Origin of the sequence: Paenibacillus sp. LX16 (assembly GCF_036252815.1) — a bacterium.
In the GTDB taxonomy this organism is placed as follows: Bacteria; Bacillota; Bacilli; order Paenibacillales; family Paenibacillaceae; genus Paenibacillus; species Paenibacillus polymyxa_B.
On the sequence record NZ_CP141152.1, the window covers coordinates 517,836 to 531,548 of the forward strand.

11 protein-coding genes are annotated in these 13,713 nt (G+C 46.6%); 6 read left to right on the top strand and 5 right to left on the bottom strand.

Annotated elements, in window-relative coordinates:
* Positions 1-40: 40 nt before the first annotated feature.
* Positions 41-1,402, bottom strand: a complete 1,362-nt coding sequence (locus T3H97_RS02315; protein WP_328801568.1) for a GntP family permease — start codon at positions 1,400-1,402, stop codon at positions 41-43.
* Between the two features lie 131 nt (positions 1,403-1,533).
* The gene (locus T3H97_RS02320) at positions 1,534-2,229 is read right to left on the bottom strand and encodes a GntR family transcriptional regulator (RefSeq protein ID WP_250242599.1); all 696 of its coding nucleotides are present in this window, start codon (positions 2,227-2,229) and stop codon (positions 1,534-1,536) included.
* A 193-nt stretch (positions 2,230-2,422) separates the two neighbouring features.
* Between T3H97_RS02320 and map the strand changes: the two genes are divergently transcribed.
* Positions 2,423-3,169 (top strand): type I methionyl aminopeptidase, encoded by a 747-nt coding sequence (map, locus tag T3H97_RS02325; RefSeq protein WP_023986734.1) that lies wholly within the window; start codon positions 2,423-2,425, stop codon positions 3,167-3,169.
* 829 nt (positions 3,170-3,998) lie between these two features.
* A complete protein-coding gene (locus tag T3H97_RS02330) occupies positions 3,999-4,961 on the top strand; it encodes a glycoside hydrolase family 26 protein (protein WP_328801569.1) in 963 nt (320 codons plus the stop codon).
* 248 nt (positions 4,962-5,209) lie between these two features.
* Here T3H97_RS02330 and T3H97_RS02335 read toward each other — a convergent pair whose 3' ends face one another.
* Both T3H97_RS02335 and T3H97_RS02340 read right to left on the bottom strand, forming a co-directional pair.
* Complete coding sequence (locus T3H97_RS02335; RefSeq protein ID WP_103046767.1) at positions 5,210-5,707, bottom strand: CcdC family protein; 498 nt, start codon at positions 5,705-5,707, stop codon at positions 5,210-5,212.
* A gap of 166 nt (positions 5,708-5,873) precedes the next feature.
* Complete coding sequence (locus T3H97_RS02340) at positions 5,874-6,350, bottom strand: disulfide oxidoreductase (RefSeq protein ID WP_053324504.1); 477 nt, start codon at positions 6,348-6,350, stop codon at positions 5,874-5,876.
* Positions 6,351-6,584: 234 nt separating this feature from the next.
* On the opposite strand from T3H97_RS02340, the gene T3H97_RS02345 reads away from it, so the two are divergent.
* Positions 6,585-7,211, top strand: a complete 627-nt coding sequence (locus tag T3H97_RS02345) for a nitroreductase family protein (RefSeq protein ID WP_328801570.1) — start codon at positions 6,585-6,587, stop codon at positions 7,209-7,211.
* 106 nt (positions 7,212-7,317) lie between these two features.
* Here the strand turns inward: T3H97_RS02345 and mprF are convergent, their stop codons facing one another.
* Positions 7,318-9,960, bottom strand: coding sequence for a bifunctional lysylphosphatidylglycerol flippase/synthetase MprF (mprF, locus tag T3H97_RS02350; RefSeq protein WP_328801571.1), 2,643 nt, complete (start codon positions 9,958-9,960; stop codon positions 7,318-7,320).
* Positions 9,961-10,160: 200 nt separating this feature from the next.
* Here mprF and T3H97_RS02355 point away from each other — a divergent pair, with 200 nt between their 5' ends.
* From T3H97_RS02355 to T3H97_RS02365, 3 genes are all read left to right on the top strand, one after another.
* Entirely contained in the window at positions 10,161-10,922 is a 762-nt protein-coding gene (locus tag T3H97_RS02355) for an AAA family ATPase (RefSeq protein ID WP_328801572.1), read from the top strand.
* A gap of 248 nt (positions 10,923-11,170) precedes the next feature.
* Positions 11,171-12,373, top strand: a complete 1,203-nt coding sequence (locus T3H97_RS02360; protein ID WP_134903088.1) for an MFS transporter — start codon at positions 11,171-11,173, stop codon at positions 12,371-12,373.
* 220 nt (positions 12,374-12,593) lie between these two features.
* Positions 12,594-13,646, top strand: coding sequence for a lactonase family protein (locus tag T3H97_RS02365; protein ID WP_134903087.1), 1,053 nt, complete (start codon positions 12,594-12,596; stop codon positions 13,644-13,646).
* The last annotated feature ends 67 nt before the right edge of the window (positions 13,647-13,713 follow it).

The window sequence follows — 13,713 nt, forward strand, 5'->3', positions numbered from 1 at the left end:
TTCAATCTCCCCTTCACTTACCGTTATTAGCTCATTATCGTTAAATTAACACACTCAGCAGCATAATCAAACCGAAAGCGACCAGGGAGAGGATGGTTTCCATAACGGTCCATGATTTTAGAGTCTGCGGAACCGTCATATTGAAAAATTCTTTAATCATCCAAAAACCGGCGTCATTCACATGAGACAAGATCAGCGACCCAGCTCCTGTAGCAAGGACGACCAGTTCGACATTCGCGCCGGGTGTAAGTGCCAGTACAGGTGCGACAATACCGGAGCCTGTCGTCATCGCGACTGTCGCTGATCCAGTGGCTACACGAATGAGCGCAGCGACCAGAAAAGCAAATACAATCACATTCATATGGGCTCCTGTAGCGACCGCTGCAATGGCCTGACCTACACCGCTGTCGATCAATACCGTTTTAAATGCACCGCCGCTCCCGATAATTAAAATAATAGAGGCTGTTGGTGCCAGACATTCACTGGTAAAACGGGACAAGTCCTCTTTCTTTAGACCACGTGCATAGCCTAGCGAGAAAAAAGAAAACACGGCCGCAATCAGCAATGCCATAACCTCATCACCAATGAATTTGGAAAATATAGTGAGCGGATGTGTATTGGCCGGGTCTACGATTTCAGCGACTGATCCGCTAAGCATTAGAATAACAGGTAATAAAATGGTGAACAGAGTAATCCAAAAAGGAGGCAACGAACGTCCCGTCGTATTTCTGAACTGCTCGTCCAGCCTCTCGGAAGGTCTGACCATGATTCTTTTGCCAATCCAAGCGCCGAAGACCGGGCCCGCAATAATGGCGGATGGAATGCCCACAATGAGTGCATATCCTATCGTGCGTCCAATATTGGCGTTAAAGGCTTCAATCGCGATCATCGGAGCCGGGTGGGGTGGCAAAAGGCCGTGTACCGTCGATAGTCCTGCCAGCATCGGAATACCGATTTTCAGCAGAGACATATTCATTTTACGGGCAACCGTGAACAGAATGGGAATTAATAAAATGATACCAACCTCAAAAAATACTGGAATACCCACGATAAAGCCTACGATCATCATCGCCCAATGAACGCGTTTTTCACCAAAACGATCCATCAGTGTGGTCGCGATGCGTTCGGCACCGCCGGATTCTGCCATCATTTTACCGAGCATGGTGCCTAAACCGATCACGATGGCGATGGAGCCGAGCGTACTGCCGAGCCCCTTGGTGATGGAGGCAGTAACTTCATGTCCCGGCATCCCGTTAACCAGTCCGAGAAATACCGACGAAAGCAGCAGTGAAACGAAGGGATTCCATTTGAATTTGGCAATCAGCAAAATCAAAAGAATGACGGTAACTAGCGCCCATATGAGCAGGGATACGTTATGGCTCAAGCCGAATAATGTGTTCATGAAGGTATGCCTCCTTATTCTTATATGTATAGCTAAATGTATACTTGTCGACAACTTCAATTAAAAAAGAGCCGCGCCAGCAAGAAACGCATAAAGCGCGGTACATTGGCTTTTTGTCACGCATGTTATGGCTAGGGCGATGTCTTTCTGTAGGGAGACAGGACGCTGTCGTTAACCGCGTTGCGGGTATCTCGGTAATGATCCTCAATAAATCCCGATAACTCCTGAGCATTCCCTTGACTTAAAGCGTTTGCAAAGGTTCGATGTTTGTGAATCGTGACTTGTGATTCTTCGATGTTAGACGCAAATCGTTGTTCTGTCGCAGCTAACATGACCGTCAGGATTAGCTGTCTCATACCGTTCCAGGTATGAAGAATACGGGTATGGCCTGCTTCCAGAACCAGAGCCTCATGAAAATTAAAATCCTGAAGAGAAAATTCAACGACATCCCTGTACTTGAGAGCGACTTCCATTTTGTCAATCATCTGATTCAAAACAGTCACCAATGTGGCATTATCACTATGTACATACCTTTGTACAACAAAATGCTCAATCAGCATTCGCACATCGAATAGCTCCTCCATATCACTGGGTGTCATGCCAACGACAACCGCACCCATGCGCTCTAAACGGATCAGTCCTTCGCTCGAGAGTGCCTTCAAGGCTTCACGCACCGGAGAACGACTGGTACCAAAATCGGCAGCAATCTGATTCTCAGATAGAACCGAGCCTGGCGTCTGAATACCCCGTATAATCTGAAGCCGAAGTTCACAAGCAATCCTTTCCCCAAGCGATGCGCCCTGTAACCAGGTTGTTGGATATTTCATAGGATACTCCTAACTTGGAAATAATTTTGCATACTGGTATACAAGTTATGGAATATTATATACCCCGTTTAAGATCCTTGTAAACGGTGTCAGTTGACATTGGTTCCATTTCGCTGCTTTTAGCGTTACAATAGAAGCAGAAAAAAGAAGCAGTGAAAAGTGGAACGAACACGGAAAAGAAGGAGACCGTTTAATGATTATCATTAAAACCAAAGAACAAATTGAAAATATGAAAAAAGCTGGAGACATTTTGGCTGCTTGCCACCGGGAAATTGCCAAAATGATCAAGCCAGGCATAACGACACTGGAAATTGACGCCTTTGCGGAATCCTTTATGAAGAAGCATGGCGCAACACCGGAGCAGAAGGGTTATAACGGCTACCAGTTTGCAACTTGTGGCTCACCTAACGATGTGATTTGCCACGGCTTTCCGAATAAGACACCGTTGAAGGACGGGGACATCGTGACGATCGACATGGTTGTGAACCTGAATGGCTGGCTGGCAGATTCCGCTTGGTCGTATGCGGTGGGTAATGTGTCTGAGCAGGCGCAAAAGCTGCTGGATGTTACCAAGGAATCACTGTATAAAGGGATTGAGCAAGCCGTTATCGGTAACCGGATCGGAGATATTTCCCATGCGATACAAACCTACGCGGAAGCGGAAGGCTTCTCGGTCGTACGCGAATTCATTGGGCATGGCATCGGGGAAGAAATGCATGAGCAACCGCAGGTTCCACATTACGGACCTCCGCACCGTGGACCACGTTTAAAAGAGGGCATGGTCATTACAATTGAGCCGATGCTCAACACAGGCACATACCGCAGTAAAATTGATGCGGACGGCTGGACCGCACGCACGTTGGACGGCGGCTTGTCTGCTCAATACGAGCATACGCTGGCCATTACAGCAGATGGTCCGATTATTTTGACCCAGCAATAAAAGCAGGCATCCACCGCAAGCATACAGACTACCGTGGTGAATGGGCTAGACATATTACAAAAAAGGGGCTGTCCAGGGGACAGTCCCTTTTGCTACGTGCATTCTATAAAAGTCTAGTACATGCGGGGAATAATAGTTTCACCTCTAAAAACCGATTTTGGCCAAAAGGCGAATATCGGTTTTTTTCGTTTCATGAGTGCCAGGCCAACATTTTAACGAAAATGTACGCTATGCGTTCAGAGTGACCAGCTTAGTTCTGATAGACGTTAGTGATCCGCCGTTGCTAACTATTCTGCACGTGTGCTTATTTTCTAGGCTATCGATAACGGGATACGTTAAGTGTGTGATTATGAATCTTCTATATAGTACTAAAATAACAATAATTTGAATCCAAATTCATAAGAATGAAATGTAAAAAGTCCCTTTATTACACACTTAGTCCCTGCTACACTTTTCAGAAATTGTTTGTTCATTGTTATATGAATTATTTTTTTGATCTAATAGAACTATTTCAACTTTTTTCCATAATGTCGATGTAATTTAGGGTCACAAATCACAATTGTTTTAGTTGAACTATATATCAAAAAAAAGGAGGCGGTGTACTAGAAAAAAGACTCATTACGGAACTCAGAATTAAAGAAAAACGGAGGTTATGTTATGGACAAAAAGAATGATAAAAGTTGCTGGATGAAGTGATTGACCATAAGCCACCGGAAGATTGGGGAAATAAGGGAGTCTAGGCTCTTGATAACTTCTTGTTTCCCGCATCACACACCTTAAGTCTTGCGATTAAAAACAGCAAGATATAAACATCAGGAGGATAACCATTATGAATTCATTCAAGAAAACGAAGAGCTTGATCAGCGCCCTGACCGGGGCTGCATTATTATTATCGCTACCGATGACGGCAGGCGCGGAGAGCAATATCAACTATACTGGCATGTTCCTGGGCTATGACGGAAGTGTAAACACCAGTCCTGTCTGGACCTACAACCCTGACATCGTCTCCTATGATCTGCTGAACTGGAACCAGGGGGGAACCGATGCAGCCTCCATTACCTCCAATAGCGCCTCCGCTATCCAAGACTTGGGGAAAATCGTCACTGTTTCCACTCACATGCCCAATCCCCAAGGTGGAAATGTAAACGCCCCGATGTCTGATTCCGATTTCGAGATCTTGGCCAATACAGACATTTCATCTATCAATTCGTCCAGCCCCGCATGGCTGCAAAATTATAAGGCCCAGGTTGACAATGTCGTGACCGGCCTGCAAAAGTTTAACTCATCCCCCGTTTACTACAGACCCTTCCATGAAATGAACGGAGGCTGGTTCTGGTGGGGAGACAAGAACACGACGGACTATAAGAACCTGTACATCAATCTGTACAATTACATCGTGACGACCAATGGCATGTCCAACGTCAATTTTGTCTATGCTCCTAATAAAGGAGCCAACGCGGCTGCTTATTACCCCGGCTCCAGCTATGTCACCTGGATTGGCATCGACGCCTACAGCGACGATCCGTCCAATGACAATGAAATCAAGATGGCTTACAATGACATCAAAGGACTTGGCAAAACTTATGGCTTCTGCGAAATTGGACCAGCCGTGGGTGGCGACCATGTGGATCGCAACAATAATCAGCTCAAGGAATTCGATTATTCGCTTTGGAACAAGGCCCTGAACGAAATCTACACTGGAGCAAGCTTCTTTATCACCTGGGACGGCGCTTATGCTCCGCAGAATAACACAAACGGCAGCACGCTGTTTACAAAGGAGAGCTCCCAGTAAGTGTCTGGCGTTCGGGCAGCACGGCATCAACGCGTTAACCCCAAGATGACCGCGGGGTCCTAGGAGAGTAGGACGTTTTCAATCACGACAACAAAAGCACACCCTTAATGAATTGCGTAATGTAGCTTACGATAGACTAAAAAGACCGAAATGACCAAAAAGACCAAAAAGACACGGTTCCTGTTGGGAGAACGTGTCTTTTTGGTCTATACAACAACATGCGAGCATGCATGTTAAAAAACCGTTTGTCAGATGCGAACTTCCGTCTCGTTCGGAACGAACTGACGATATTGGAAATACATACGAAGCCGCCAGTGTAACAAGGTCCCGAAGGCTAGGATGAAAAATAGCCCTGCTGTCTGCGGAATGGTGATGTAATGCTGAATAAATTCATGCAGCAGCAATCGGACGATCAGTAGGCTGATCAGGATAAAAAAGAAGGTACGTGAGCGTTGGACGAAAACCAGCCCTTCTTGCAATTCAAATTTGGTGCTGCGGATCAACGGGTAAGAAAAAATAAACCAGCCGACCAGAAAAGCGCCCAGCGCCCAAAGCCAGGGAACCCGTACTTCCGGCACCACAAACATCATAAAACCGGTGCTCATGCCGAGCGGAGGAATGATGATTTTTTTGGCATTAATCGGGCGATGACCTGTCTTCATACGGATGAAAATAGCCGAAATAGCGATTACGATCATACCGAAGGTTGCGCCATATTGCAGCAATGGGGTGCTAATATGAAACATGGACTGGCCCCCTCTATAAGGAATATAAGCGTTATTGGACAGACTGCAAACCTTTTACATTATACCACATATCCAATGGATATATTTAGTTACAGTCTTTCCTCTGGCAAGCGGATTATACGCCTCTTGGTGGTAACGGGTCCTTATAATTAGGTCTCTTTCATACTTATGCGAGTTCCTTTGCTTGTACCTCTCCTTGAGCTGATTTTTTCTCCTGACGCATGATATAACCCATGGCTGCAATAATAAGGATAAAGGCGATCAGTGCGAGAAAAGGAATGGTAATAAAATCGAACCAGTTCAGGTAATCCTGTTCACAGGATACTCTGCCGCAGGAAGTTGAAGTTTGCGCAGCTGCTTTGGCGGCTGCATGGATGCGCTGAATGATAAAATGATAGGCCGAAATCGCGCCTCCAATGATAGCCAACGGCATGACGTAACGACGTATCCCCGAATCCCCTCGAAAATAGGCGATCCCGAGTAGAAGGGTCAGGGGATACATCAGAATGCGCTGAAACCAGCACAGCTTACAAGGCTCATACCCCAAAATCTCGCTGAGATACAGACTGCCCAAAGTTGCCACACAAGCTACAACCCAGGCGGCAAACAAAGCAATATCCGTTTTTTTAAAAGATCCAATCATAGTAACGCTCCTTTTTTAATTCAAATGAGAACAAAATGACTCACCCGTGTCTTGTCCCATCGGCAGGCATCTGCCGATATGTATGTCTTAATCCGTATTGTACTGTATTTTGAGTGCAGGGTCATACTTAAACATATTGACATCATTCACTATCATTTTTATAATTGCAGTAGTTTGGGAAGTTAATGAGGATTCAAGTTAGATATATATTAAGAAATTAGGAGTGTGCCTAGAATGTCGAGCAGTCCAAAAAATGAAACTCTATCTACTATTAGTGAAAGACACGCGGTAAAGAGCTATGTTAAGGATTTTAAATTGCCAGAGGAAGATTTGAAGGCTATTTTGACTGCGGCGATAGAAGCTCCTTCCGCTTGGAACCTTCAACATTGGAAATTCCTTGTCATCGAAAGCGAAGCGGACAAACAAAAATTGCTACCTATCGCCTACAATCAGGGTCAAGTAGCGGAAAGTTCCGTTACGATTGCCGTATTGGGTGATTTGGAAGCGAACCGCAACACCGTCATTTATGATCAAGCGGTAGAAGCAGGCGCACTGCCAGCGGAAATCCGTGATGCATTGGTAGGTCAAATCAACGGCGCGTACCAAAACCCGCAAGTAGCTCGCGATGCCGCCATCCTGAACTCTGCTTTTGCAGCACAAAACATTATGCTGGCTGCTAAATCTCTGGGCTACGACACTTGCGCAATGGGCGGTTTCATTCCAGCACAATTGATCGAGCAATTCAATATTCCAGCACGTTACCTGCCAACCCTGCTTATTAGCGTAGGTAAGGCACAAGTGCCAGCACGTCCATCAGGACGTTTTCCACTTTCTGAAGTTGTTGTAAAAGGCAGCTTCTAAGAAGATTTGTGAATGTAAAAGGGTGTTCCTTCAACCGTTCGTGGTTGGGGAACACCCTTTTTTACGTCGTGTTAGGCTATTAAAGTTTCTGTTGTCAGCCCTTTGTTTAGTCCGATCGTTTGGACACAAGATAAACCAGCTCCAGCGTCAGGATCGGTAGAAAGACAGAAGCCGGATAGGCCAGATAGCGCGGCTCCCATTGGGGCTTGAACTTATCCTTAAAGCGCCGAAGCCCCTGAAAACCGTAAAAATGTCCCCCGTATTGGAAAACAAGTCGAGCCAGCTTTTCCTCGCGTAATGCCTTTTCGCTTTGTCCTACCTGGGACAGCGGTGCCATTCCCAGATTAAATGTCGTATATCCACTCTCCTTGGCCCACTCAATGACCCGTGTGAATAAATAATCCATCGTGCCATTTGGCGTATCAGGCAAGTGGCGCATCAGGTCAATGGAGACCGTCCGTCCATGATCGTAGGCAGGCGCCATCGTAGCGAAAGCGATGACCTTCCCTTCAGAGTCCTTTAGCAATGCAATCGGAGCCAACTGAAGATAGGGTTCTTTGAACCAGCCGAGTGAATATCCCTTCTCCTTGCGCCCGTCCAGCCAAATATTCGAAACATGCCGCATCTCCTCAATCAGTGAAGCCTCTAAAGGTGGTTGGATGATTTCGAACGAGTAGCCCTCGCGGTCAAAGCGGTTTTTGGCGCTGCGTAGCGCCTGATTGCTTTTGCCCGTCAGTGTAAAGGATTCCAGCGGCACCAGTGCTTCCTCGCCCAGTTTGAAAAAGCGATAGCCGTTCTCGTGATAAATGGACAAATACTCCGGCGAGGCCTGATAAAATACAGCCGTTAACGCATACCGATCTGCGAAACGCTGAAATTCCTGAATGGCTTCACTCACATGTTCTTTTGGACCGAGTGGGTCACCTAATACAATCAGTTTGTCCCGGCTGCGCGCATAGGGAATGACCACCTGTTCATTCTTGGTCCAATACAGATATTTATCGCCCAGAAAAAGCATATGAGAAACGAGATTACCACCCTGCCGTTCCAAAAATTCTTTTAGCTTATCCAGCTCCTGCTCGTCGGGTAGATTGGCGATGCTACGCTGAGGTCGAAGAAAGAAATATACCGTTAGGAATACCCATGCCAAAATCAGACTAAACACGGCGGTAACTCCGTAATCGCTGCGGTTCATAAAAAAGTCCAGATGGACCTTGGCATGCAAATGGCGCATAAAAGGAGTGTTGGAGCCAGCCCCAATGATAAAGTAAGCCCCGGTTACGAGTAGAGATAATCCACCCCATATTAAAATATTGTGCCGATTCAGCGGTGCACTGACCCGATAAAACCGCGAACGCGAGATCCATAGCATTAACGCCACAAACAGTAGGAATAAGGCTTCTTCAAAATCTAGACCTTTAGTGAAGGTGAAAATAGCTCCTGTCAGCAGCAGTATCAATGTCAGCCGCAATGCTCTGCGAATACGCAGAGAGATTCCGTGGGACAGGACGACAAGCATAATCCCGATGATGACCGAGATTTCATGCGACAAGCGCATGACGGGCAGGCTGAGCAAATGCTCAGCAAAACGTAGCCGATATAACAGACCGGGCGTAGCTGCCGACAAAAGAAGCACCACGCCGGAGATGAGTACCAGCTTACCAAGCGCCCATACCCCTAGATCGGCCAAAAACCGGAATTGACCAGGCCAGCCCCATACCTTCTGCCAGGCATTAAGGGAGTAATCCCAGCCCGTCTCAGCTAGCTGATTCAGGCGCTCGTTACGTGGAATCATTTCCAGCGCGGCTAATACCAAGCCGATGAGCCACGGGATGATGTAATAAAAGACGCGAAAGACCAGCAGCACAGCCAGTGCCCGATCTGAGTTGGCTCCCGCCATTTGCAGCCCGAGCAGGGCAATGATGTCGAATGCCCCGACCCCTCCGGGTGCAAGACTGATCAACCCGGCAATCGCGGCTATCACATAAATGCCGAACACAGCATGGATCGGAAGTTCATGGAGCAAGTGCGAGCCGATCCATGCAAAGGTAAGGCCAGCCAGCAGCCATTCCAGCAGGGAAGCACTAATGGAAGCGGAGATAGTGGACCAGGAAAGCTGTCCTTCTCCCTTGTTGAACCATGTGGAGTACCGTTTGGAGCGCTGCATGATCAGAAATAGCGGCAGGTACAATGCCATTCCCCACAGTGCCCAATGAAGCCAAGGATGAGCATCCAGCACAGGCTGTACCGGATACAGATGGACAACGGCCCCCCAAGCCAGCAAAGATAGTCCGGTAATGACGACCGGCGAAAGAAATACGACGGCAGAGGTGATGACACCTAACGGCACACCGCTTTTTTTATACAGTACGGTGCGAAGTCCCGCCCCTGTAAAGCCTGCAAAACCAAAGACATTATTGAAGGTATTGGAGATCCAGGCGTAGCGAAATGTCGTCCCAGGCTTGACCTGAAGCTTGAAATGATGCCTAATTACGTAATCGTAGGCGCTCATAGCCGCCACTGCAGCCAGTGAGAACAAGCCAATTTCGATGAGAAACGTGGCATCCATTCGCCGCAGCTCATGAAACATACGCGCCAGATTAAAGTCATTTAGTTCTCGTCCTGCCTCCCATATAATAAAAGCCAGTACAGCCAACGGTAGCAAAATACGTGTCAATCGCTGCCTGTAGATGGTCATCAAGAACTGTACGATTTTAAAGGATTGGATCGGTTTGTGATTTGACTTCATAGATTCACCTGCTTGAAAAAGAATGAGATATACACTTAGAATTCATGCCCAATGAACATTACTATACATTATACCTACAATAATCGCTTGAATAACAACAGAAGGGTTACGAAATGGGATTTCAGATTGATTGCTGTAAATAAATCCAATATAATGATGGAAAACCTAGTGAATTGCTTGGCAATGGAGCTGAACTGGACATGAGTATATGGGACCGCAATCTTTTCATACGTCGCCTGGAGCTGATATGGCCTCCAGATGCTGACGAGAGCCAATATCCGTTTAACTTAAAAGCCCTGCACCAATGGAACGAACTGAAATTCCATCCTTCCGTCACCTATATTATTGGAGAAAATGGCGTAGGTAAATCGACGCTTATGGAAGCAATCGCGGTCGCGTGGGGATTTAATCCAGAGGGCGGTACTAAAAATTTCAATTTTTCTACACAAGCCACACATTCCTCGCTGCATGAGTATGTCCGGCTGGTGAGAGGGATAGATAAGCCGCGGGATGGCTTCTTTTTCCGAGCCGAGAGCTACTATAACGTGGCGACTCATATTGACGAGCTGGATCGCGAAGGAGGAGGGCGACCGATTCGAGATTCCTATGGGGGTAAATCGCTGCATGAGCAGTCACATGGTGAGTCCTTTTTTGCTGCCTTTGTGCATCGGTTTGGAGGACAAGGGTTGTATATTTTGGATGAACCGGAGGCAGCGTTATCACCTTTGCGCCAGATGGCCATGCTTGCACGGATTCACGAGCTGGTGCAGCAGGGCTCACAGTTTATCATTTCTACTCATTCCCCGATTTTGATGGCTTATCCAGATTCCATCTTGTATCATCTGACACATGAAGGGATCGACACCCGGACGCTAGAGGAAACCGATCATTTTATCATTACGAAACAATTTCTGAATAACAGGGAAAAGATGATACAGGAGCTATTCGAAGATCCACAATAAAGTTCGTAGGGACCGCCAGACCGTTCCAGAAATTCATCCTGGTCGTTCGTTATGAGAGGGACAACACTGTCTATTCAGGTTGTTCCTTTTTGCTGTTCTGCCAAAGGAAAGATTCAGGGTTATCGGAAGTATTTTATGATTGTTATTTGTCTCTCTCTCTATTAATATAATGAAGAGTTTTGCTGGAATGGTTGCAAAATAAGATTTTCGTATACGAAATAAAGAATTTGAGGAGGACAAAACGCTACATGTCAGATTCACAACAGTTGAAAATGGGGCCGCTGGTCATTTTGATGATTAATATGTTTATTGCCATGCTGGGAATTGGCCTCATTATTCCGATCCTTCCCAAGTTTATGAGCTCCTTGGGAGGCAGTGGTGAAACGGGTGGTTATTTGGTTGCCGTGTTTGGCTTAACCCAATTCCTGTTTTCGCCGCTAGCGGGAGAATGGTCCGATAAATACGGACGTAAAAAAATGATTATTATCGGTTTGGTAATCATGACGGCGTCTTCTGTATTGTTTGCGATTGGGGAATCGTTGACCATGCTGTATATCTCACGTTTGCTGGGAGGTGCAGGGGCAGCTTTTATGATTCCTCCGATGATGGCCTATATTGCTGACATTACAACGGTCCACAATCGCGGTAGAGGAATGGGGCTGTTGGGTGCCGCCATGTCTCTTGGCTTTGTGATCGGTCCTGGTGTGGGCGGCTTGCTGGCAGATATCTCGATTCGTACGCCCTTATATGTTTCGGCGGCCGTATCGGGCGTAGCTGCACTGATTTCCTTGATTATGCTGCCCGAAACCTTGTCGCTGGAGAAACAGTTGAAGTTTCGGAATGTCAAGGTCAAACGGGACAATGTGATTAAACAGTTTGCCCTTTCTTTTCGCAAGCCTTACTTTATGCTGCTGATTATGATATTCACGTTAACCTTTGGACTGACGCATTTTGAAACGATGTTTCCTTTCTTCGTGACGGGCAAGTTTCATTACAATGAGCGTGATATTGCTATCATTATTACCGTAGGAGCACTGGTCGGAACCGTGATTCAAGCTGTGGTCATTAGCCCGATGTTGAATCGTTTTGGCGAAAAAGGTGTCATTATCGGTTCCTTTCTGTTTTCAGCGATTTCCCTTGTGCTTATGCTGCTCTCCGGCAACTTTTATTATGTACTCGGGGTATCGCTCATCTTCTTTACCGCTACGTCGTTGCTGCGGCCAGCCATTAATACTGCTTTATCCAAAATGGCGGGGGATGAGCAGGGAGTTGCAGCCGGCATGAACAATGCTTATATGAGTATTGGTAATATTCTGGGACCTGCGCTTGCGGGTACATTGTTCGAGGTGCATATCAATTTACCGTACATTTTTGGGGCAGCCATTCTCATTCTTAGTTTGGGGCTGGCTGTAAAATGGAATAACAGAGATACGCAAACCACAGCGGTTTAATGTTGTTCTTTTCGTAAACTTAGTCTCTTTTGGTGTGAACTGTGACGTTCTTGTGAACCACAGTTGGCACCGAAGGAGGCTATTTTTTTGCATACATCGCGAAACGTTAATGAAACGACAGAATCTTGGGTAATAATGCATGATGAGTTTACAACAAGACCAATAGTAGAGCTAAAAGCCAGATCATATGTGAAAAACAGCTAGAAGGAGATGAGAGCCGATGGAAGAGCGGAATGAGCAGTTATTTTATACAGGAACTTATGCGTCTCGTCAGGAAAGAGGAATATATGTATGTGCTTTGCATGTGACCAATGGTGATCTGCGCATGGTTGGAGGTGTGGAAGGGATCGAGAGACCTTCTTTTCTAGCACTACACCCGGATGGGACGAAGCTGTATGCTGCCAGTGAAACAGAAGGAGGCGAGCTGTATGCGTATCAGGTGAATACCCAGACGGGGCAATTACATCCTTTGGATCGAAAAGGGACAGAGGGAGCGCATACTTGCTATGTTTCCGTAACAACCGATGGACGATATGTACTGGCTTCTAACTATTCAGGCGGCAATGCCGTTGTGTTCCCTGTGACGGAAGCTGGAGGGTTAGAAGACATGTCGGGGCAAGTTCAGCATACCGGCTCAGGTATTCGCCAGGACCGCCAGGATGCGGCACATCCGCATTCGATTATTCCAGATCCTTCAGGACAGTATGCCCTGATATGTGATCTGGGACTGGATCAGATTGTGGTATACCGTTTGACAGAGGATGGAAAACTGGTGACCCATCGTGAGACAGATTTGCCACCTGGTTCTGGACCGCGTCATCTGGTTTTTCATCCTTCGCGTCCATATGCTTTTGTCGCCAATGAGTTGAACAATACAGTTGCTGTGTTTAGTTATAACGAACGTAATGGTGAGCTTACATTGATGCAAAGCCTGTCCACACTGCCAGAAGGCATTATAGATGTAGAAAATACAGCAGCCGATATTCGGATTACGCCCTGTGGACGCTTTTTGTATGTGTCAAACCGCGGCCATGACAGCATCGTGCTATACCATGTCGACCTGGACAGCGGCAAGCTGAAGACGGTGGAATGGGTGGAAACCTTCGGCAGCACACCTCGTAACTTCAACATCTTGTCCGGTTATCTGGTAGTGGCGAATCAGGATGGAAACAACCTCGTTTCCTTTGCCATCCATAGTGAGGATGGACGGCTGACCCGAACGGGATATGTGCTGGAGGTTCCTTCACCTGTGTGTATTGAACCTGTACGCTAATCGGATAGCACGTGGCAAAAGAGTACGATACAAGTGGATAAAAAAAATAAAACACGGCGCTTTGTTT